Source organism: Paenibacillus sp., assembly GCF_035645235.1.
GTDB lineage: Bacteria > Bacillota > Bacilli > Paenibacillales > YIM-B00363 > Paenibacillus_AE.
Window position 1 is genome coordinate 1 of record NZ_DASQMZ010000211.1, and the last position, 19,691, is coordinate 19,691.

Annotated in this window: 13 protein-coding genes; 11 read left to right on the forward strand and 2 right to left on the reverse strand. The window is 62.7% G+C overall.

Going from position 1 to position 19,691, the window contains the following annotated elements; all coding sequences use genetic code 11:
• The coding region (locus tag VEZ38_RS19905) for a hypothetical protein (RefSeq protein WP_324896655.1) at positions 1–289 on the forward strand (289 nt) is incomplete at its 5' end.
• A 146-nt stretch (positions 290–435) separates the two neighbouring features.
• Here VEZ38_RS19905 and VEZ38_RS19910 read toward each other — a convergent pair.
• The gene (locus VEZ38_RS19910) at positions 436–1,461 is read right to left on the reverse strand and encodes an anthranilate phosphoribosyltransferase (protein WP_324896657.1); all 1,026 of its coding nucleotides are present in this window, start codon (positions 1,459–1,461) and stop codon (positions 436–438) included.
• On the reverse strand, positions 1,458–2,123 hold the full coding sequence (locus VEZ38_RS19915; RefSeq protein WP_324896659.1) for an ANTAR domain-containing protein: 666 nt from the start codon (positions 2,121–2,123) through the stop codon (positions 1,458–1,460). The genes VEZ38_RS19910 and VEZ38_RS19915 overlap by 4 nt, the downstream gene beginning before the upstream one ends.
• A gap of 307 nt (positions 2,124–2,430) precedes the next feature.
• On the opposite strand from VEZ38_RS19915, the gene VEZ38_RS19920 reads away from it, so the two are divergent.
• The 10 genes from VEZ38_RS19920 to VEZ38_RS19965 all read left to right on the forward strand — a co-directional run bounded on the left by VEZ38_RS19920 (position 2,431) and on the right by VEZ38_RS19965 (position 19,469).
• Complete coding sequence (locus VEZ38_RS19920) at positions 2,431–3,657, forward strand: nitrate/nitrite transporter (RefSeq protein ID WP_324896661.1); 1,227 nt, start codon at positions 2,431–2,433, stop codon at positions 3,655–3,657.
• 49 nt (positions 3,658–3,706) lie between these two features.
• Positions 3,707–6,163, forward strand: coding sequence for a nitrite reductase large subunit NirB (gene nirB, locus VEZ38_RS19925; protein ID WP_324896663.1), 2,457 nt, complete (start codon positions 3,707–3,709; stop codon positions 6,161–6,163).
• Positions 6,164–6,232: 69 nt separating this feature from the next.
• Entirely contained in the window at positions 6,233–6,574 is a 342-nt protein-coding gene (nirD, locus tag VEZ38_RS19930) for a nitrite reductase small subunit NirD (RefSeq protein ID WP_324896665.1), read from the forward strand.
• Positions 6,571–8,682 carry a molybdopterin oxidoreductase family protein gene (locus VEZ38_RS19935; protein ID WP_324896667.1) on the forward strand — a complete coding sequence of 704 codons (2,112 nt, stop codon included), beginning with the start codon at positions 6,571–6,573 and terminating at the stop codon, positions 8,680–8,682. The genes nirD and VEZ38_RS19935 overlap by 4 nt, the downstream gene beginning before the upstream one ends.
• A complete protein-coding gene (locus tag VEZ38_RS19940; protein WP_324896669.1) occupies positions 8,679–8,993 on the forward strand; it encodes a hypothetical protein in 315 nt (104 codons plus the stop codon). The genes VEZ38_RS19935 and VEZ38_RS19940 overlap by 4 nt, the downstream gene beginning before the upstream one ends.
• Before the next feature lie 375 nt (positions 8,994–9,368).
• A complete protein-coding gene (locus tag VEZ38_RS19945) occupies positions 9,369–10,040 on the forward strand; it encodes a hypothetical protein (protein WP_324896671.1) in 672 nt (223 codons plus the stop codon).
• A gap of 39 nt (positions 10,041–10,079) precedes the next feature.
• Positions 10,080–11,033, forward strand: a complete 954-nt coding sequence (locus VEZ38_RS19950) for a hypothetical protein (protein ID WP_324896673.1) — start codon at positions 10,080–10,082, stop codon at positions 11,031–11,033.
• Between the two features lie 66 nt (positions 11,034–11,099).
• Complete coding sequence (locus tag VEZ38_RS19955; RefSeq protein ID WP_324896675.1) at positions 11,100–13,439, forward strand: helix-turn-helix domain-containing protein; 2,340 nt, start codon at positions 11,100–11,102, stop codon at positions 13,437–13,439.
• Between the two features lie 235 nt (positions 13,440–13,674).
• Positions 13,675–15,909: an S-layer homology domain-containing protein gene (locus VEZ38_RS19960; RefSeq protein WP_324896677.1), complete on the forward strand. Its 2,235-nt coding sequence runs from the start codon at positions 13,675–13,677 to the stop codon at positions 15,907–15,909.
• 23 nt (positions 15,910–15,932) lie between these two features.
• Positions 15,933–19,469, forward strand: coding sequence for an Ig-like domain-containing protein (locus VEZ38_RS19965; RefSeq protein WP_324896679.1), 3,537 nt, complete (start codon positions 15,933–15,935; stop codon positions 19,467–19,469).
• Positions 19,470–19,691: the final 222 nt, after the last annotated feature.

Below are 19,691 nucleotides of genomic sequence, written 5' to 3' on the forward strand. Positions count from 1 at the left end.
GGCGGCGGAAATGTGCCGGAAATCGGGCGAGTTAGCGGAAAACTCCGGTAAATCGGCGGAAATGCGGCGAAAAGTGGGCGAGTTAGCGGAGAACTCCGGTAAATCGGCGGAAATGCGGCGAAAAGCGGGCGAGTTAGCGGAGAACTCCGGTAAATCGGCGGTAAAACGGCGGAAATCGGGCGAGTTAGAGGAGAACTCCGGTAAGTCAGCGGAAATGCGGCGAAAAGCGGGCGAGTTAGCGGAGAACTCCGGTAAACGGCAGGAGGCGTGGGCATACGGGAGCGTATGACCCACGCCTTCCTGATTGCACGACGCATACGCTAAAAAGGACTCGTCGCCAAAAGTTCATCTTATCGACCCGCTCCAAAGCGTCGACAGTGCATCGCCATGGAGGGAGCGATCCGACGGGTGCGGACCGCCGCCCGCCGGCCGGGTTTAGCGGCCGGCGGCGAGCTCCAGCCATTGCGCGTATTTCTTCAACGCTTGGCCGGACGACAGCGTGACGCGGGCGAGGTCGAGCCCTTCGTCGATGGTGCCGGCCGCGCCGGTCAGCCATAGCCGGACGCCGGCGTTCAAAATCGTCATGTCCGTGTACGGCAGCGGCGCCGCGCCCTGTAGGACGGCGACGGCCGTCGCCGCCTGCCGCTCCGCCGTCCAATCCGTCTCCTCGGGCTCGCCCTGCAGCTGATACACCTCCGGATCGACGATCATCAGCTCCGCCGCGCCGTCCTGCACGAGGTACAAGCGTGACCGCTTATGCACCGGCAAGTCCTCCGATCCTTCGGAGCCTTGCACGATGATCGCGCGCCGGTAGCCGAGCCGGGCGACGAGCTGCGCCATCTTCTCGAAGACGGTGCCGTGAAACACGCCGAACGCCAAGTAAGGCGCGTCGGAGTAGCGCACGAGCTTCTCGGCGCTGTTGAACACCGTGCGCAGCCCGAGCTGCGTGCGGATGTCGCGCACGCGCGCGAGCTTCGGGCAGCCGAGCTCCGCCGGCACGAACAAAAAGCCGGAAGCGTCCGCCGCGCGGAGCAGCCGCTCGAGTCCGGCTTCCGCAGCGACGTCGACGCCCCATTGCGCGATGACGTCCGGCAGCGTCACGCCCCACTTCGGCGGCAGCGGCTGCGAGCCGTGCAGCGTCGCGGGCACGCCGCACGCCGCGAGCACGAACGCCGTCGGCAACGTCGCGTAAAACGACTTCGTCCGTCCGTCGTACGGCCCGGCGCAATCGATCGCGCCTTCCATCGGATGCTTCAGGCTGCCGCGGCGCAGCGCCTCCGCGAACGCCGCGATCTCGTCCGTGCTTTCCATCTTGATGCGTTCGGCGACGAGGAACGCGCCGATCTGCGCGTCGGTCGCCTGCCCTTCGAGAATGCGTTCGGCCGCCAGCGCCGCCTCGTCGAACGTTAAGTCGCGCGCGCCGCGTTTGCCTCTGCCGACTTCCTTCAATAGTTCTATCATCGCGGTCGCCCCCTGGGATTTTGCTCTCGGAGTAAAGAATATACCTTCACGATGGAAACGGCAACGTCCACCATCCGGCGCCGTTCGTTCATCGCCTGCTTGCGCAGAAACTCGTACGCCTCGGCCTCGGTGATCGACTTCACCTCGCTGAGGATCGACTTAGCGCGGTCGATCCATTTCCGATCTTCGAGCCGCGCGATTAGCTGCTCGCGCTCCTGCTTCCATTGGGTGCGGGACAAATAATGCTTCGACGACAGCAGCAACGCCCAATGCAGCTCGGACACCGTCAGCCCGGGGTACAACATGCCGTCGATCGCGTCGGACAGCACGCAGTTATGAACGACCGGCTCGTTCTCGCACCACCAAAGCACCGGCAAGCGCGACTCCAACGGCTGGGCGCGTTTCAAGAGCGAACTATAGGCCACGCAGAAAATGATGGCGTCAACATTGCTCACATCCATGTCGGAGAGAGGGTCGGGCAGGACCGTCTCCCGGACGCGGAGGCCCGCGGCGGACAGCAGCGCGTCCGGCGCGTCGAAGCGGGCGTCTTCCGCGTATTCCGGCTCTTCGTCCTCGATGCCGAACGAGAGCGAGCCGAATCCGAGCGGAGGCGGCTTCTTCGGCGAGGGGCGGTCTCGTACGATAAGAAACGACTGCAGCATGCGTTCACTTCCTGTCCGATGAGGGGATGTATCGTCTGACGCGATACTATAGGTAACGTAAATATAACACAAATCAATGAAATGTAGAACTTTAAAATTTACCGTGTAATAATCGTTGACATGTACAGGCTTACTCTCCTATAATAAAACCAGTCACAACGCTGTGACCTTACACAACTAAACAGAAGGCGACGCACAACGTTGTGCGCGTCTTAGGCAAAGAGGCCGTGGATCGCGAAGGGGCAACCCGTAGCGATGCGCGGCCTTTTTATCATTTTCCAAAATAGAAACAGGGAGCGGATGATCCATGGAAGCGAAAGGGTTCATGAAAGCAGGGCACAAGCCGTCTTTATTCAGCTCGTTCCTCTATTTCGACATCAGCTTTATGATCTGGGTGCTGCTCGGACCGCTCGCCGTCATTATCGCCTCCGACTTCGAAATGAACGCCGCGCAGAAAGCGAATCTCGTCGCGCTGCCGGTGCTCGGCGGCTCGATCCTCCGCCTCGTGCTCGGCTGGATGACGGATGTTATCGGGCCGAAGCGCACGGCGCAGATCGGCATGGCGCTGACGGCGATTCCGCTCGTCTGGGGGTGGCTGTTCGCCTCCTCGCTCGGCGAGCTGTACCTCGTCGCGCTGCTGCTCGGCGTCGCCGGCGCCAGCTTCGCCGCGGCGCTGCCGCTCGCGAGCCGCTGGTACCCGCCGCAGTACCAAGGCCTCGCGATGGGCATCGCCGGCGCGGGCAACAGCGGCACCGTGTTCACGACGCTGTTCGCGAACCGGATCGCCCAGCATTACGGCGACTGGCACATCGTCTTCGGCTTCGCGCTCATCCCGATCGCGCTTTGCTTCATTGTTTTTACGCTGCTAGCGAAGGACAGCCCGAATCAGCCGGCGCCGAAGAAGCTGGCCGACTACGCTTCGGTTCTGAAGATGAAAGACACTTGGGTATTTTGCATCCTGTACAGCGTCACGTTCGGCGGCTTCGTCGGCATGACGAGCTACTTGACCATTTTCTATAACACGCAATACGGGCTCGATCCGGTCCGGGCGGCCGACTTCACGACGCTTCTCGTCATCGCGGGCAGCTTCTTCCGTCCCGTCGGCGGCTGGCTCGCGGATAAGCTCGGGGGCATTCGGATGCTGCTAGCGCTCTACGGCGTCGTCGCCCTCATGATGGCGGGTATCTCGACGCTGCCTGGCATCGCGGCCACCACGGCGATGCTGTTCGTCGCCATGATGGCGCTCGGCATGGGCAACGGTTCGGTGTTCCAGCTCGTGCCGCAGCGCTTCGCGAAGGAGATCGGCGTCATTACGGGCATCGTCGGCGCGGCGGGCGGCCTCGGGGGCTTTTTCCTCCCCAAAATTCTCGGCAACCTGAAGCTCGCGACCGGCTCGTTCGCGTCCGGCTTCCTGGTGCTCAGCGCGATCGCGCTCGTCTGCATCGTCGTCGTCGTCGCGGCGCAAGGGCAATGGAAGCGGACGTGGATCGGCGAAGGCGGCCGCGCGGCGGCGGACCGGACGGTGAAGGCGTAGGAAGCGGCACGGCGCGTGGATGGATATCAATGAGGAGGAGTGGGTCATCATGGCGAAACCAAAGCTGGCGCTGATCGGCAACGGGATGGCGGGCGTGAACGCGATCGAGCATCTGCTCAAGCTCGCGCCCGACAAATACGACATTACGGTATACGGCGCGGAGCCGTACCCGAACTATAACCGGATTATGCTGAGCTACGTGCTGGCCGGCGATACAAAGCAGGAAGACATCTATATTAACGACTACGACTGGTACGCGAAAAACGGCATTCGGCTGTACACGGGGCAGCGCGTGACGAAGCTCGACGCGGCGGCGAAGACGGTCGCGAGCGAGGGGGACGCGGGCGCGATGACGGAAGCGTACGACAAGGTGGTCGTCGCCACCGGCTCGAACGCGTTCGTCATTCCGATTCCGGGCGCCCAGCTGCCGGGCGTCATCGCCTACCGGACGATCCGGGACACGGAGCTGATGCGCGAGGCCGCGAAGAAGTATCGCAAGGCCGTCGTCATCGGCGGCGGGCTGCTCGGGCTTGAGGCGGCGCGCGGGCTGCTCAATCTCGGCATGCAGGTCGAGGTCGTCCACATCGGCGAGCATCTGATGGAGCGTCAGCTTGATCCGACGGCGTCGAAGCTGCTGCAGACGGCGCTCGAGGCGCAAGGCATGAAGTTCCTGATGCAGAAGTCGTCGGCGGAAATTGTCGGCCGGGAGCGCGCGACGGGGCTGAAGTTCGCGGACGGCACGTGGACGGAGGCGGACCTGATCGTCATGGCGGTCGGCATCCGGCCGAACGTGGCGCTGGCGAAGGACGCGGGGCTCGACGTCGTGCAGGGCATCACGGTGAACGACTGGCTCGAGACGAGCGCGCCGGACATTTACGCGGTCGGCGAATGCGCGCAGCATCGCGGCGTCGCCTACGGCCTCGTCGCTCCGCTTTACGAGCAAGGGGCGGTGCTCGCCAAGCGGCTGGCCGGCGTCGAGGGCGCCCCGTACGAGGGCTCCGTCGTCTACACGAAGCTGAAGGTATCGGGCGTCGACGTGTTTTCGGGCGGACAGTTCATCGAGGACGCGGAGACGAAGGCGATCCGGGTGCACGACGACTGGTCCGGCATCTATAAGAAGGTTCTGGTGAAGGGTTCGAAGATCGTAGGAGCGGTGTTGTTCGGCGATACGTCGGAGAGCACGCGGCTCATGCAGCTCATCAAGTCTCAAGCGGATATTTCGAAAATGGAAATGACGAAGCTGCTCCACGAAGGCATCGAAGGCGGCAACGGCGGCGGCACGGAAGGGCTCGTCGCCGGCATGGCGGACGACGCGATCATCTGCGGCTGCAACGGCGTCTCGAAAGGGACGATCTGCTCCGCGATTCGCGAATGCGGCCTGACGACGGTCGACGGCGTCAAGGACGCGACGACGGCGTCGCGCTCGTGCGGCGGCTGCAAGCCGCTCGTCTCGGCGCTGCTCCAGACGACGCTCGGCGACGCGTTCGACCCGGCGGCCGCGGCGAAGAGCGCGATTTGCGGATGCACGACGCTGACGCGCGACGACGTCGTGGCGGCGATTCGCGACAAGGGGCTCACGCACGTGCGCGAAGTGATGCACGTGCTCGAGTGGAAAGAGCCGGAGGGCTGCTCCAAGTGCCGCCCGGCCGTGAATTATTACTTGTCGATGGTCCATCCTTCGACGTATCGGGACGACCGGACGTCGCGCTTCGTGAACGAGCGCATGCACGCGAACATCCAGAAGGACGGCACGTATTCCGTCGTGCCCCGCATGTACGGCGGCGTCACGACGCCTTCCGAGCTGAAAAAAATCGCGGAAGTGGCGGAGAAATACAACGTGCCGACCGTGAAGCTGACGGGCGGCCAGCGTATCGACCTGCTCGGCGTGAAGAAGGAAGACCTCGTGCCGATGTGGACCGATCTCGACATGCCGTCGGGCTATGCGTACGGCAAGGCGCTCCGCACGGTGAAGACGTGCGTCGGCGCGGATTTCTGCCGGTTCGGCACGGCGGATTCGATGGGCATGGGCATCGCGCTCGAGAAGAAGTTCGAGCGGCTGAACACGCCGGCCAAGGTGAAGATGGCCGTCTCGGGCTGCCCCCGCAACTGCGCGGAGTCGGGCATTAAGGATCTCGGCGTCGTCGCGATCGACGGCGGCTGGGAGCTGTACGCGGGCGGCAACGGCGGCGTGAAGGTGCGGGCGGGCGATCTGCTCGCGACGGTGAAGACGGAGGAAGACGTCATGTCGTATATCGCGGCGTATCTGCAGTATTACCGGGAGACCGGCAATTACGGCGAGCGAACGTCGGAGTGGGTCGTCCGCGTCGGCCTCGATCGGATTCGGGAGGTCGTCGAGAACGCGGAGAAGCGGCAGGCGCTGTGCAAGCGGATGGACGAAGCGCTCTCCGTTACGAAGGATCCGTGGAAGGAAGCGGCGGAGACGGCGGCGATTCGCAGGGACTTGTACGAAGTGATCGAGACGGCGACGACGACGACAACGGCGTGACCGGGGAAAGCGCCGCGTTGCGGCTCTTGGCCGACAGAGAACATAAGGGTGGAGAAGGAGGCGCTGCAGATGACGACGACGGGAAGCGCGGGAGCGGCCGCGGCGAAGCGGGTGCGGCTGGCGATGCTGGAGGAACTGCCGGTCGGCACGGGGAAGACGGTGCGCGCGGGCGACGTCGAGCTCGCCGTGTTCCGCCTGAGCGACGACACGGTGCGGGCGGTGGAAAACCGATGCCCGCATAAGCACGGCGTCTTGGCCGAGGGGATGGTGAGCGGACATTATGTGTTCTGCCCGATGCACGATCGCAAGATCGACCTGAACGACGGGCTCGTCCAGAAGCCGGACGACGGCTCCGTCCGCACGTTCCGGGCGACGGTCGAGGACGGCGTCGTGTGGGTGGACGCGGTATGAGCGAGCCGGTGCTGAAATCGCATTGCCCGTTCTGCAGCATGCAGTGCGGCATCGAGCTGCAGTTGACGGATAAGGAACCCGGCCTAGCCGTGCGCCCGAGCGGGTCGTTCCCCGTATCGACGGGTCGTCTTTGTCAGAAGGGCTATCATTCTCCGCGCCACGCCGTTCATCCGGACCGCATTACGATGCCGCTCGTGCGCCGGGTCGCGGCCGGACGCGACATCGAGGCGACGCCGTGGCAGCCGGAGAACTGGGACGCCGCCTTCGGGGAGATCGCCTCGCGCATCGCCGCGATTCAGGCCGCGTACGGGAACGACGCCGTCTCCGTCTTCGGCGGCGGATCGCTCACGAACGAGGTGTGCTACCTGCTCGGGAAGTTTACCCGCGTCGCTCTGAAGTCGCGGTACATCGACTATAACGGACGCTATTGCATGTCGTCCGCCGCGGCGGCGCAGCTGCGCGCCTTCGGGCTCGACCGCGGCCTCACGCTGCCGCTCGACGACATCGCCGGCTCCAAATACATCATCCTCGCCGGCACGAACGTCGCCGAGTGCCAGCCGACGATGATGCCGTATTTGCTCGCGGCGAAGAAGGCGGGCGCGACGATCGTCACGATCGACCCGCGGCAGACGATGACGTCCAAGATCGCGGACATCCACGTCAAGCTGCAGCCCGGCTTCGATTCGGTGTTCGTCAACGCGCTGCTTCACGTCATCCTCGACGAGAAGCTGTACGACGCGGCGTACGTGGCGGAGCGCACGAGCGGCCTCGAGGCCGTCGCCGAGGCGGTGCGGGCGTTTACGCCTTCGTATGTCGCTTCGATTACCGGCATCCTCGAGGAGAAGATTCGAGCGATCGCCCGCGGCTTCGCCAAGGCCGAGAGCGGCGTCGTGCTGACGGCGCGCGGCCTCGAGCAGCAGGTGAACGGCGTAGAGCATACGCTCGGTTACATTAACTTGGCGCTGCTGTGCGGCCGCGTCGGCCGGCCGAACAGCGGCTTCGGCGCGATCACCGGACAGGCGAACGGGCAAGGCGGACGGGAGCACGGGCAGAAGGCCGATCAGCTGCCGGGGTACCGGTCGATCGAAGACCCGGAGGCGCGGCGCAAGGTCGCCGAGGTGTGGGGCGTCGACCCCGATTCGCTGCCGGGCAAGGGGGTGTCCGCGTTCGAGCTGTTCGAGCGCATCGAAGCGGGCGAGATCAAGGCGATGCTCGTGCTCGGCTCGAATCCGCTCGTCTCGAGCCCGAACGCGCATCGCGTCGAAGCGGCGCTGAAGAAGCTCGAGCTGCTCGTCGTGATCGACCTGTTCGAGACGGAGACGGCGCGGCTCGCGCATTGGTTTTTGCCGGGCTCGTCGTTCCTTGAGGCCGAGGGCACGCTGACGAACGTGGAAGGCCGCGTCTTTCATCGGGCGCGAGCGCTCGACCTGCCGGGCAGCGCGAAGCTTGATATGCTCATCCTGTGCGAGCTCGCGAGCCGGCTCGGCGCGGGCCGCCACTTCCCGTTCCGCTCGCCGAAGGACGTGTTCGAGGAGCTGCGCCTCGCCACGGCCGGCGCGCCCGCCGATTACAGCGGCATTACGTACGAGCGATTGAAGCGGGGGGGCGGCGTCTTCTGGCCGTGTCCGTCGGAATCGCATCCGGGCACGCCGCGGCTGTTCGGGGAACGGTTCGCCCACGCGGACGGGAAGGCGAGGCTGCACGGCATCCGCCCTGGCCTTCCGGCCGAGACGACGAGCCGCGAATACCCGTACATTCTGACGACCGGCCGCGTAGGCAGCCAATATCTTAGCGGCACGCAGACGCGCCGCACGGAGCCGCTCGACGCGAAGGCGCCGACGCCGGTCGCGGAGCTGCACGCGTCCGTCGCCGAGCGGATCGGCCTGCGGCCTGGCGACCGGGTGCGGCTGACGTCGAGGCGCGGCACGGCGGCGTTCCCGGTGCGCGTCACCGACGACATTCACCCGACAACCGTGTTCGTCCCGTTCCACTGGGGCGACGACCGGTCGATCAACCGGCTGACGAGCGACGCGCTCCACCCGATCAGCCGCATGCCGGAGTTTAAAATTTGCGCGGTGCATATCGCGCGGGAAGGGGTGCCGACATGACGATAACCGAGTCGTTGCTGACGATCGTAGGCGCGGACGAAGCGATGCGGGAGATTGTACGGAGGCGCCTGCCTCGCGATACGGCCGGCACGGTCGCGCTGCTGCGGGAGCGGGAAGACTGGGTGCGGCTGAACCGGCTCGAGAGCGCCGGGCCGGTCGTGCTGCTCGTCTTCGACCGGGCGTACGCCGACGCGGAGGCCGACGGCTGTCCGACATTCCACGTCGAAGACCTGAACGCCGCTTCCGCGTATTTGCTCGCGATGCAGGGATGGCGCGAGCCGGTCGCCTCGCCGGCGGAAGACGCGTGGTGACCGGCACGGCACGGGGGGTTCTCTTTTCGTCATGTATGACGGCGAAAGGGGGGCTCCTTTTTCATTGCAAAGTTGCTTAACAAGTCGACCGCCGCGGTTCGGCACGTACCGATTGTACAGGAATCTTACCAATTGTACAGTTTCCGCTGTCCCGCGGAAGTGCAAGAATAGGAAGGATACCATGGCGATGGCGCCGGGTGTGGGTCGCGCGGCGGACAGACGCCGGTAGGGTACCGGCAGGGTGCATGCGAGGTCGCAAGGAAGGGTTTTTCCGTTCCGTCGACGAAATGTTTGTCGGGGGATTGTCAGGTTTTCCCTCGAGGATCGGCGGTATGAAACAAAACTAGAAATCTATGCGGAATGGGGAATGTAACGATGGTGGAGCGACTGATGTACCGATTGGCGATCGCGAACGGGCAAGGCGAACGGCTCGCCGAGACCGTCCGCGAATCGGCGGAGGCGCTGGAACGGGCGTTGAGGCAGGCAGGCGCGCGGGTATGCGCCGTGTACCGGTGGGAGTCGCAGTTGTTCGCCTACGTAGAGGCGGAGACGAACGCGCTCCCGTTCCGGCCGGACATCCCGCCGCCGCTGAGGGCGATGCTCGCGCCGTGGCCCGGCGAACAGCGCCCGCGCATCGCCGCGCCGATGAACGATATATTCCACGACGGGGTGCCCGTCGACTGGGCGTCTTGGCGGAAGGGTCGCGTCGTGGAACGGCGCGTCGGCTCGCTCGCCCGCTTGAAGCCCGAGCAGTACGCGAGCTACGTGTTTTACCACTATCAGCTGCAGGAGGAACAGCCGGAGAAATTCAACCAGACGTATATCATCGGCTCCCACGAGCGGTTGATTTTCTCGTACCAAGAGCTGCCGTCCAGCCTCAGCGGGCGTCCGCGTCGAGGGAAGCTCGATACGAACCGCACCCCCGACGGCTGGCAGGACGTGATGGATCCGCATTTCGAGCCGTGGACGGATACCCCGGCGTCCGAGCGCATCTGGCGCGAGCTGGAATGCGTATTTTCGTTCGAGGCGGCGGACGGCGAAGTCTAACGGCGCGAGCGAATCCAAGAGCATAAAGGAGCGATACCGATGTTATCCGCGTACAAAACCCAACGCCTTCACGTGAAGGGAGGCCGCTTCCGCCTGAACGACCGTCCGTACTATCTTCAAGGCCTTAGCTTCTTCAACGCGCTGTTCAACGAAGCGTTCAATCGAAGCGAGGAGGAAAGAGCGGCCTGGCTGGCGAAATTTAAGGCGAACGGGGTCAATATGCTTCGCGTGTGGTGCCAATGGGATTTGAATCCGAAGGTGAAGACGTTCATCGACGTCGATCCGGATCACACGTTGTATACGGCGGACGGTCAGGTGAAAGACTTTTACTTCCAGCGCCTCGAGAGGCTGCTCGAGCAAGCCGACGCGCTCGACATGACGGTCGAGGTCGTGCTTTTCGTCGTGGAGCGCTACGAGCATCCGATTTCGCCGTTCCCGATCTGGGCGCACGAGCGCGCGGCGGCGGAGATGGCGACGCGGCTGCTGCCGTATCGCAATCTCATTTTGCAAATTTGGAACGAAAATTCCGTCCACGTCCAGCCGCTGTACGAGACGATCAAGGCGATCGATTACGTCCGCATCGTGACGAATTCGCCGGGCTATCGCGATTCCAGGTACTTGGGCTCGCATGAACACAACGATCTCGTGGACGTGCTGACGCCGCATACGAACCGCTCGGAAGAAGAGTTTTACAAGCTGGCCGTCATGGAGCTCGAGATGTTGATCGAGAAATACAATAAGCCTGTCATCGACGACGAGCCGGCACGTACCGGCACGCTGAAGTTCGGCGGCCGGGAGGGGACGACGCCGGAGCTGCATATCGAGCAAATTCGAACGGTACGCGCGGCCGGGGCGTACCACGTGTACCACCACGATATGTTTCAGCTCGGCTACGGCGACCCGTCGATTCCGCCGTCCGGCATTCCGGATCCCGATTTCAGTCCGTACCATCGCCGCGTCTTCGACTGGTTAAGGGAGAACCCGACCTGGTAGCATCCCGCGGAAGGCGGTTCGGCGCGAAGCGGCATTCATACCATCACGGCAAGAGGGGCGAAACGGATGTTTTTTCTGAAAATGTACCGATCCCGCAAATATTTACAGCGGCTACTCCTCACGATCCTGCTGCTCGTCGTCTTGACCTCGATGCTGTCTTCCGCGGTATTGTTCTACTATTCGGAAAAAACCGGTTTGGACGTCCAGTACGAGGCGAACCGCAAGGTGCTGGCGCAGACGAAATACAATATCGATTACTTAAGCGAGATCGTGCACAACTTGGGTTGGTCGATTTACAACGATTACGAGATGGCGAACCTGTTTTACAACGACGAGAACGCGATCGAGGACGTGTACCCCCCGTTGCGGAAGCTGCAGAACACGGTATCGACGACGAATTTTCTAGATTCCATCATGATTTACAACAGCTATAACGATACGTTCTACTCGACGGAATATTACCCGATGGATCCGCGGATCAAGCCGCTCGAGGATAAAATTTACGGCGTGATCTCCAATTATTTCAAGGCCGGCTCCGTCGCGCCGAACACCGAATGGATTCCGTTCCGATCCGACGAGGGCGGGGCGATCGAATTTTTCGCTTTCTTCTTGTTCGAGGCGGTATCCGGCGACCCGACGACGCGGAACAAGAGCACGCTGATGATGAACGTGCGGACGGATTGGTTCTTCGATAATTTGCAGGTCATCAACGATCTCGCTTCGGAAGGCAGCACGACGTACGTCATGGACGAGAACGGGCTCATCCTGAACCCCTCGCGGCCGGGCGAGCCCGACCATGACGAGGTGTCGCGCATATTGACGGCGCATATTTCCGCGACCGGCGCCGAAACCGGTTTCCTCACCGCCACCGTCGGTTCGGAGAAGACGATCTTTACGTATATTACCTTAGAAAACGGTTGGCGCATCGCGTCCTTGCAGCCGTACGACGTCGTCTTCTCGAAAATTTTGAAGCTGCGATGGACGTATTTTTCGATCGCGGCGGCGCTGTTGCTGCTGTCGGTCGTTATTTCCTTCGTCGTCTCTCAGCGGCTGTACCGGCCGATCCAGCAGATGGTCGCCAAGATCGGCGGCGCGGACAGCGGGCCGTTGCAGGAGAAAGACGAAATCAATTACATCTTGGGCGTGTACAATCGCGTGACCGACGAGATGCGCTTCATTCGCAAGAGCTACGACGCGACGAAGGACATCGCCAAAAATTATTATTTGCGGACGATCGTCACGAACAGTTCGTCGTTCACGAAGGAGCAGTTCCGCCAATGCATCGAGCAGAACGGTCTTCACATCCGGCCGAACGGCGCGAAAGGGGTGGCGCTGCTTTCGATCGACGACTACAAAGCTTTCGACCAGCGCACGGAGTACGCGGACCGGAAGCTCCTCATGTTCGCCATTACGAACATCTCGGAGGAGATCGTCTCGAAGCGGTACCGGAACGAGGCGGTCGACGTCGGGGACGGCAAGCTGGCCGTCCTGATCAGCGCGGGGGAGGGGGACGACCCGGCGCGGCTGACGGAGGAGACGGCGGCGCTCGTGAAAGAAATTCAAGACGTCATCAAGCGGTTTTATAAGCTGTCGTTGACCGCTTCCGTCAGCCCGTTCCGGGAGGGGCACGAGAAGATCACCGAGCTGTATCAGCTCGCGGAGGATCAGGCGCTGTACCGGCTGGTGTTCGGCCGCGGCTCGGTCGTGACGCCGGCGCGGATCGAGGAGCGGGCGGCACGGGAGGACGCCGGACCGCCGCAGGAGCTGGAGCGCCGGTGGGTCGAGTCGATTCATCTCGGCAACGTCGAAGCGTTCCGGGACCTCACGGCCAAGCTGTTCGATTCTTTCAAGGAGCTGTCGTACGAGCGGATCATTCATGCCGTGCTTCATCTCGTCTTCCTGCTGCAGCAAACGGCCAAGGGAATGGATAAGCGGAAGGCCGGCGTCTCCATTCCGTTCGCCGCGTTAAACCAGAAGGTGCTCGAGCAAGAGACGCTCGACGATATGTCCGAGTATATACAGAAGACGTTCGCCCGTTTCGCGGATCAAAACCGCGCGGAGACGGAGGAAGACAAGAACGATATTTTGGTCGACACGATCAAAGAGATGATCGAATCCGACTATATGAATATGAACCACAGCCTGCAGTCCGTCGCGGATTCGCTCGGCATGTCGGATAAATACGTGGGCCGGCAGTTTAAGAAGCGCGAGAACATCGGCGTCGCGGAGTACATCAACGACGTGCGTCTGCGGTACGCCGTGAAGCTGTTGGAGAAGGAACGGTACACCGTGAAGGAAATCATGGAGAAGGTCGGCTTCGGCAACGAGAGCCAGTTTTTCCGGGTGTTCAAGAAGCGGTACGGGGTCACCCCGGGAGAGTACCGGGTCAGACAGGCGTCGCGATAAGCGGCGCCTGTTTTTTCTTATGGACAGCGCGTACAGTTTCATTTTCACAGCCTTGCAACTTCCCATGTTATAGTCGAAAACCCGGATATACAGTTTGTCTCCCGCGCGGACTTTGCCATAATGAAGCCGATTTCCCGACCAGTCGTTGAGGAGGCGGCGGCGCATGCAGAAACGGTAAAGCGTTTCCATTCATTAACGTGGCGAATCATTTTCAAGGCGAAGGGGAGGCAGAAGGATGAGAAGATGGGTATCGCTTTGTTTGGCGATCGCATTGGGGAGTACGCTTCTATCGACCGCGGCGGCGGAGGAAGCGGCGACGACGGAGAGTACGACGGAGGCGCTGCCGTGGACGTCGGTGCCGTCGGGCGACGAGGTGCAGCCGATCGAAGGCGGCATCGTCGTGCAGGGCACGGACGCGGTAGCCGCGTACACGGGGCAGACGTTCGCGAACGAGACGTTCGAGTTTACGTGGAACGCCGAGCTCGAGGGCGCTTGGCCGGGCGTGACGCTGCGCATGAACAATTACGAAAACCCGATCTGGTGGAATAACGAAGGGTATTTGTTCGTTTTCAAAGAGGACGTGCTGGAGATCCAGAAGTTCCGTCGGGGCGAAGACGGCACGACGAGCAACCGGATGTTCGAGACGGTCGTCAACGCCGGCATCGTCGGCAGCGGCACGGACCACCGGGTGCAAGTATCCGCCGTGGACACGCTGGAAGGCGTGCGGCTCGAGCTGCATATCGACGGACGGCTCGTCTACGAGAAGCTGGATGCGGACGATCCGATTCGCGGCTCGGGCTACTTCGGCGTCTACGCGATGGCGGGGCAGCCGGTGCGCATCACCGACTTTACGTTCGGCAAGAAGTCGGGACCGTGGGAGATCGGCGATATGGGCGGCACGGTCGTCGGGACGCCGGGCGGCGTCACGGTGAGCGGCACGGACGCGGTCGCCGGCTACGCGGGCCGGACGTTCAAGAACGAGACGTTCGAGTTTACGTGGAACGCCGAGCTCGAGGGCGCATGGCCGGGCGTCGCGCTGCGCATGAACAATTACGACTTCCCGATCTGGTGGAATAACGAAGGGTACTTGTTCGTGTTCAAAGAGGACGTCATCGAAATTCAAAAATTCAAGCTGGCCGACGACGGTCAATCGACGAGCAACACGATGTTCGAGACGGTCGACAATGCGGGCATCGTCGCGAGCGGCGTCGACCACCGCATCAAGGTGGCGGCGACGGATACGGCCGCGGGCGTCCTTCTGACGCTGTACGTCGACGGGGCGCTCGTCTACCAGAAGGAAGACGTCGACCGGCCGGTAACGGACGAAGGGTATTTCGGCATCTATGCGATGGCCGGCAAGCCGGTGACGGTGACGAATTTCTTGTTCGGCATCGATACGTCCGACCTATGGGCGATCGGCGCGTCGGGCGGCGAGATCGCCGGCATTCCGGGCGGCGTGCAGGTGTCCGGCACGGACGCGATCGCCGCGTACAAGGAGCCGCAGTTCCGCAACGAAGCGTTCGACTTTACGTTCAACGCCGTGCTGGAGGGCGCATGGCCCGGCTTCGCGCTGCGAATGGAAAGCTACGACCGCCCGATCTGGTGGGAAAACCAAGGCTATTTGTTCGTGTTCAAGGAGGACGTCATCGAAATTCAGAAGTTTAAGCGCACGGCCGACGGCACGACGGCGAATCTGATGTTCGAGACGGTCGAAAACAACGGCATCGTGAACAGCGGCGCGGACCACCGCATCAAGGCGAGCGCGCTCGACAAAGGCGACGCCGTCGAGCTGAAGTTGTACGTCGACGGCACTCTGGTGTATCAGAAGCTTGACGCGTCCGAGCCGATCCGCGAAGCCGGATATTTCGGCGTATACGCGATGGCGGGCAAGCCCGTGCAGATCAAAGGGTTCGCTTACGAGACGTACGTGCCGCCGACGGAGCTCGTCGATCTGTTGTTTACCGACGTCGCGAAGACGGATTGGCATTACGACTCGATTCACCTGCTCAGCTACCTCGGCGTCGTGAACAACGAAGCGGTGCGGTTCCAGCCGAATCAGCTGATGCAGCGAAACGAATTCGTCGCATGGGCGGTAGACGCTTACTGCGCAACCCTCGATAACCCTTGCGCATCGCTCGGGGACGGGGACGCAATGGCGCGGGCGGAGGCGCTCGGGCTCGTGCTGGAAGACGAGTTCGCCGATCGGAAGCGGCACATGACGCGCGCGGAGATGGTTCGCGTGCTCGGCCGGGCGCTCGAGCGCTCGGGCATCGAGGCGGAGAACGCACCATCCTATGCCGCCGGGATTAAGGATTTCCATCGCATCGACGCCGCCGACCAGCCGTATGTGCTGCAGGCCTACGCGTTCGGGTGGGCGAACGGATATCCGCAAGGCCAATTCCAGGGCCAACAGTACGGCTCCCGCGCGGAAGCGGCGCAGCTGCTGGTTCGGTTCGTTCATACATTCTAGGACAGGAACGAGGAGGGATCGGGATGAAAGCGGACACAATGCGAAAACGGAACCTCTGGACGAACGCCATGCTGGCGGCCGTCCTGGCGCTCTCTTGCCTTGCCTGGCTCGGCCGCCCGGCGGCGGCGCACGCGGCGGGCGAAGCCGCCGCGCTGGCGCTGTACGTCGACCCGGCGTCGGGCGACGACGCGAACGACGGCGCGAAAGCGTCGCCGTTCCGGACGGTAGCAAAGGCCAGGGACGCGGTGCGCGCGTTGAACGATAACATGACGGGAGATATCGTCGTGTACTTGCGCGGCGGCGATTATTACTTCGACGAGACGCTCCGGTTCGACGAGCAGGATTCCGGTACGAACGGCTTCGATGTCGTGTACCGGAACTACCCGGGCGAGACGCCGGTGCTGCACGCGGGTCAAGCGGTGACCGGCTGGGAGCCGTATCAGGGCTCGATCTACCGGGCGCATGTCGGGACGGATTGGTCGTTCGACACGCTGACGGAGAACGGCGAATGGGCGGTGAAGGCGCGGTACCCGAACGAAGGCTACAGCCGGGTGACGGGATACGACGTGGCGAATCCGCGCAGCGCGTTCTACTTCGGCGCGGGGGATATCCCGGTGCTGGACAGTATCGAAGGATTGGAAATTTTTGCGCTGCCGGGCGGACCGGCAGGCGACTGGAGCTGGGCGAGCGGCATTAACGCCTTCGCGTCGATCGATTACGCGAGCGGCCATGCGACGCTCGTCGGCCAGACGCCGTACGAGATGGGCGTAGGATCCCGCTACTACGTCATGGGCGTGCTCGAGCTGCTGGATGCCCCCGGGGAGTTTTATTTGGATAAGGCCGCAGGCGACCTGTATTATTGGCCTCGCGAGGCGTCGATCGAGACGCGCGCCGTCGTCGCGCCGAAGACGAAAGGGCTTATCGCGCTGAAGGGAAGCTCGCCCGAAGCCAAAGTGCGGCATATCGTCTTCGAAGGGCTGACGTTCACCGGCACCGATCGGGCGTCCGGCTTGACGGCGTACGCCGATGCGGCGATTCATATGGAAAACGCGGAGCATATCGCAATCCGCGGCAGCGTGATCGAAAACGTCGGCGGCTTCGGCATTACCGCCGTCAATTACGCGAACGACATCGCCGTCGAGGGCAATCGGATCCGCAGCGTCGGCAACGACGCCGTCGAATTTATCTCGACCAACTACGAGACGCTGGCGTATAAGAACTTCCGCAATCGCATCGTGAACAACCATATGTACGACATGGGCATCCTGAGCGCCGGCGCGGCGGGCATCACGCTGGCGAACTCCGGGGAAAACACGGTGACGCACAACCTGATCCACGACGGACCGCGCAACGCGATTTCCTTGTCGGGGCCGAACTCGACGCATCTGCTCGGGAAAGCGATCGAGGGCGTGACGTACACGCTGGAAAATCGGCATTTATTCAAGCATACGAGAGACAACTTGATCGCTTACAACAACGTCTACGCGATGAACAAAAACACGCAGGACACCGGGTTGATTTACGCCTGGGGCGCCGGTACGGGCAACCAGATCAAGTATAACTACATTCATGACAGCGAGATCGAATTTTCGTTCGGCCACGGCATCTATATGGATGACGACGTGAACGGGACGCTGATCGAAGGCAACGTGATCGCGAACCTCCAGAACGGAGGGAAAGCAGGCGAGCTGCGCAGCGCGATCTTCGCGCGCGGCATCGGGACGAAAATCATCAACAATATTATCGTTAACAACAACGTATCGATGGCGACGTTCGCGTCCTCGCCGGGCGGCTTGCCGCGGGAAGCGTTCGAATTCCGGAACAACCTCGTATACGATTCCGGGGAAGCCGTATTCTCGCTCGACACGTGGACGGACAACGCGGTGACGGCGTCCGACGCCAATTTGTTCTATCATCCGACGGGACAGTACAATGTCAAGAGCATTCCGGGCGCCCTGGACCTGGAGGAATGGAAGCAGCTGTACAACAATAAATTCGACCAATCGTCTTTACAGCAGGATCCGCTGCTGCGCGACGCGGCGGGCGGCGATTATCGGTTCGCATACGCGTCGCCGGCGTTCGGCCTCGGCATCCGCGAGGTGCTGCTCGGGGGCATCGGACCGACGCCGGACTTCCCGTACGCCGATCCGCTCGATCCGCTCGCGCGCGCCTTCGTACAGCCGGCCGGAACGGAAGGCCCATGGGCGGCTTCGCTGGCGCTCTCGACCGGCGAACAGGCGGCGCTCGAGGTGAGCGGCCGCACCGAGGCGGGCTTCGCGGCGGACCTCCGTACAGCGTCGATTTCCTATGAATCGCTGGACCCTTCGGTGGCGACGGTCGATGCGACCACCGGTACGGTTACGGCTGCGGGCAAGGGCCTGACGCAAATTCGGGTGACCGTCGCGGCCGGCGGGGCGACCGCCGTCGCCGACATCGACGTCGCGGTGGACGATGCGCTCGCCTCGCTGCAGCTGCACGCGGCGCAGACCGGACTGCTCGTCGGAGGCCAAGCGACGGCGACGGCGAAGGCGACGTCGGAATTCGGCAGATCGCAGCGGATGGACGAAGGCGTAACGTTCGTCAGCGCCGATCCGTCGGTCGCGTCCGTGACGGCGGACGGACGGGTGACGGCCGTCGCCCTCGGGGAGACGACGATTACGGCCGCGGCGAGCGGCTTGACCGCCGAACTCGGCTTCGGCGTATATCCCGCCATTCTCCAGTCGGCGACGATCGTGCCGGAGAACGGTGCGCTGTTCGCGGGCGGAAGCACGAAGCTGCTGCTTTCGGGGAAGCTGACGAACGGACAATCCGTCGATTTGTCGCAAGCGGCCGTGACGTATTGGGTAGACCGTCCGGACGTCGGCACGGTGAGCGAGGACGGCGTTCTGCAGACGTATAAAGAGGGCCGGGTAAAAATGACCGCCCGCGTTACGTACCAAGGCGTCACCCGGTTGGCGGTGCGAAGCTTGTACATTAAGCCGAGCACCGACGGCCCGCAGCAGCCGAACGGATGGAGCCTCAAAAATTACGGCTTCGGCGAAGGCTTCGCTTCCGCGCAGGACGGCGATTACGTATTCAGCGCCTCAGGCGGCGGCATCGGCGGCATCGTGGACGACTTCTCGGCGCTGATGCGCACGGTACCGGCGACGGGGAAGGTGACGATCGTCGCGACGATCGAGCAGTTCGACGCGGCGCATCCGACATCCAGCGTCGGGCTTATGATTCGTAAGAACGACAGCACCTATTCGAAGCATGCGTACTTCGGCGTGGACGCCGCGGGCGTCGCGTCGCTGAAGTATCGCGGCACCGACTCGATTCCCGGCACGGCGATCGCGGACGGCTCGACCGTTGCGCTGTCGTTCCCGGCGAAGCTGAAGCTCGTCTTCGAGGACGGTATCGTTACCGCGTACTATGGCAAGGGCACTGAAGGCTACTGGACGGAAGCCGGCCGCGCGGCCGTCGAGCCGCGGGGCGATCTGCGGGTCGGCGTGGCGCTCGCGTCCGGCGGAGCCGAGCAGGCGACGGCGGTCGTGTCGGATTTGGAAATCACGGTCGAATAACAGGCTGCCGCAACCGCGGCGACGAAGAAGGGGATCCGGCGACGGGTCCCCTTTTCCATCAGAACAGGAATTGGCGGTCGACCTACGAATGCGTGCGTCGGTCGTACCGGTCGTACCAATTTTACATTTATGAATATCGCAAGGATGCGCTTACATTTGGCTACAGGGGAAAAAATAGCTGTATTTTTTGTCGGTGCCTTCTCGCACGGATGATGCATCCGC

Excerpts from the sequence above, each read along its gene's own strand:
- VEZ38_RS19915 (WP_324896659.1), bottom strand. The coding sequence starts at position 2,123 with ATGCTGCAGTCGTTTCTTATCGTACGAGACCGCCCCTCGCCGAAGAAG.
- nirB (WP_324896663.1), top strand. The coding sequence starts at position 3,707 with ATGGCGAAACCAAAGCTGGCGCTGATCGGCAACGGGATGGCGGGCGTG.
- VEZ38_RS19945 (WP_324896671.1), top strand. The coding sequence starts at position 9,369 with ATGGTGGAGCGACTGATGTACCGATTGGCGATCGCGAACGGGCAAGGC.
- VEZ38_RS19960 (WP_324896677.1), top strand. The coding sequence starts at position 13,675 with ATGAGAAGATGGGTATCGCTTTGTTTGGCGATCGCATTGGGGAGTACG.
- VEZ38_RS19940 (WP_324896669.1), top strand. The coding sequence starts at position 8,679 with ATGACGATAACCGAGTCGTTGCTGACGATCGTAGGCGCGGACGAAGCG.
- VEZ38_RS19920 (WP_324896661.1), top strand. The coding sequence starts at position 2,431 with ATGGAAGCGAAAGGGTTCATGAAAGCAGGGCACAAGCCGTCTTTATTC.
- nirD (WP_324896665.1), top strand. The coding sequence starts at position 6,233 with ATGACGACGACGGGAAGCGCGGGAGCGGCCGCGGCGAAGCGGGTGCGG.
- VEZ38_RS19910 (WP_324896657.1), bottom strand. The coding sequence starts at position 1,461 with ATGATAGAACTATTGAAGGAAGTCGGCAGAGGCAAACGCGGCGCGCGC.
- VEZ38_RS19955 (WP_324896675.1), top strand. The coding sequence starts at position 11,100 with ATGTTTTTTCTGAAAATGTACCGATCCCGCAAATATTTACAGCGGCTA.
- VEZ38_RS19950 (WP_324896673.1), top strand. The coding sequence starts at position 10,080 with ATGTTATCCGCGTACAAAACCCAACGCCTTCACGTGAAGGGAGGCCGC.
- VEZ38_RS19935 (WP_324896667.1), top strand. The coding sequence starts at position 6,571 with ATGAGCGAGCCGGTGCTGAAATCGCATTGCCCGTTCTGCAGCATGCAG.
- VEZ38_RS19965 (WP_324896679.1), top strand. The coding sequence starts at position 15,933 with ATGAAAGCGGACACAATGCGAAAACGGAACCTCTGGACGAACGCCATG.